Origin of the sequence: Mesorhizobium sp. GbtcB19, from assembly GCF_019091085.1 — a bacterium.
Taxonomy (GTDB): domain Bacteria; phylum Pseudomonadota; class Alphaproteobacteria; order Rhizobiales; family Rhizobiaceae; genus Mesorhizobium.
Map to the genome: position 1 here is coordinate 1 of NZ_JAGXJY010000055.1, position 1,623 is coordinate 1,623.

Sequence of the window (1,623 nt, forward strand, 5' to 3'; positions counted from 1 at the left end):
GACCTCCATGGGGGCGGCGGGGCCGGCGACCTTGCCGGCACCGACATCGTCGGCGACGATGAACGGCGCTTGGCCGCCAAGCTCCATCGTCGCGCGCTTGGCCTGGCGCGCGGCAAGCGCGCCGAGAAGCCGGCCGACAGGCAACGAGCCGGTGAAGGAGACCTTGCGGATGACCGGCGACGGGATCAGGTATTCCGAGATTTCCGCCGGCACGCCGAACACCAGATTGACGACCCCCGCCGGCACGCCGGCATCGGCGAAGCAGCGCACCAGTTCCATGGTCGAGGTCGGCGTTTCCTCCGGCGCCTTGGCGATGGTCGAGCAGCCGGCGGCAAGCGCGGCCGCGATCTTGCGCACGAGCTGCGTCACCGGGAAGTTCCACGGGCTGAAGCCGGCCACCGGGCCGACCGGTTCCTTCACCACGGTCTGGGTGATGTCGGGACCGCGGCCGGGAATGACACGGCCATAGGCGCGGCGCCCCTCCTCGGCGTTCCAGTCGATATGGTCTGCCGCGATCACCGCTTCCATGCGCGCCTCGACGATCGGCTTGCCCATCTCGCGGCTGATCGCCGTGGCCACCATCTCATGCCGCTCGCGCAAGAGCGTCGCCGCCTTGCGGATGATTGCCGAGCGATCGAAGGCGCTCTTGTCGCGCCACAGCCTGAAACCGCGCTCCGCGGCATCGAGAGCACGGTCGAGATCGGCTTTTTCGGCAAAGGGCACCTCGCCGATGGATGCGCCGGTTGCCGGATCGAAGACAGGCGCGGCACGCGTGCCGGAGCCGCGCGTCCATTCGCCGTCGATGTAGAACGAAGCGGTCATGGAACCTCCTGTGGCTGGATCAATTCCAGGAAAAGTGTGAAGCGGTTTTCAGTCCGGAATTGCGTCAAGAATGAAAGTCTAAGCGGCGGCGATGGCGGGCTTGCCGCTGCGCAGCGTGGAACGGATCAGGTCGAGCCCGGCTTCCATCTGATCGATGATCTCCGTGACCTCTTGCTCGCTGATGATCAGCGGCGGGCTGAGCGCGATCGTGTCGTTGGGGCAGGAGCGCAGGATTACGCCCTTGGCCTCGCACAGGCGCACCAGTGTCGGCCCGATCTTGTCAGTGGCGGCGAAGTTCAGCCGATCCGCCTTGTCGGCGACGATCTCGGCGCCGGCGATCAGCCCGGCGCCGCGCACATCGCCGCCCAGCGGATGGCCGGCGAGACGACGCTTAAGCTCCGCCTGCAGGAACTGGCCGGTCTCCGCCGCTCGAGCGATGATGTTGTCCTCGTCATAGATCTTGAGCGTCTCCAGCGCGACCGCGGCCGGCACCGGATGGCCGGAATAGGTGAAGCCGTGGCCGAAGGTGCCGATCGCGTGCGTCTCCTCGGCGACCGCGTCGACGATCTTCTTGCCGATGAGCACCGCGCTGATCGGCAGGAAGGCCGCCGACAGAGCCTTGGCGCAGGTCAGGGTGTCGGGCTCGATCCCCATTGTCTGCGAGCCCCAGTAGGGGCCGGGGCGGCCGAAGCCCGACACCACCCCGTCGGCGATCAACAGGATGTCGTGGCGGGCGCAGATCGCCCCCACGAACGGCATGAAGCTTTCATGCGGGGCGATGACGCCGCCGGGGCCGAGCAC

Annotated in this window: 2 protein-coding genes; both read right to left on the minus strand. The window is 67.7% G+C overall.

The features are described from left to right. Window positions 1–822: aldehyde dehydrogenase family protein (locus KVT37_RS31495; RefSeq protein ID WP_217578914.1), on the minus strand; the 822-nt coding region annotated here is incomplete at its 3' end. 78 nt (window positions 823–900) lie between these two features. Continuing rightward, the coding region (locus KVT37_RS31500) for an aminotransferase class III-fold pyridoxal phosphate-dependent enzyme (RefSeq protein WP_217578915.1) at window positions 901–1,623 on the minus strand (723 nt) is incomplete at its 5' end.